Source organism: Burkholderia sp. GbtcB21 (assembly GCF_019091065.1).
GTDB lineage: Bacteria > Pseudomonadota > Gammaproteobacteria > Burkholderiales > Burkholderiaceae > Burkholderia > Burkholderia pyrrocinia_C.
In genome coordinates, this window is sequence record NZ_JAGXKA010000318.1 from 1 (window position 1) to 257 (window position 257).

Below are 257 nucleotides of genomic sequence, written 5' to 3' on the forward strand. Positions count from 1 at the left end.
TGTTACAGGAAATATAGCGGTTTTCCCGAAGGATCGGGTTGCCTACGATGATGTCCATCGGGCGGCGCCGCGGCGCGCCCGTTGCCCTGAAAGGAGTTTCGTGATGAAGGCCGTTGGACTGACCCGCTATCTGCCGATCGACGACCCGCAGGCCTTGCGCGACGTGGAGCTGCCGCAGCCCGAGCCGGGCCCGCGCGACCTGCTCGTGAAGGTCGAGTTGCTTTCCGTGAACCCGGTGGACACCAAGGTGCGTGCGC

General features: G+C 64.6%; 1 pseudogene. It reads left to right on the forward strand.

The window, feature by feature from the left end:
* Positions 1 to 103 precede the first annotated feature (103 nt).
* Positions 104 to 257, forward strand: a pseudogene (locus tag KVT39_RS37025) (zinc-binding alcohol dehydrogenase family protein); the annotation flags it as partial.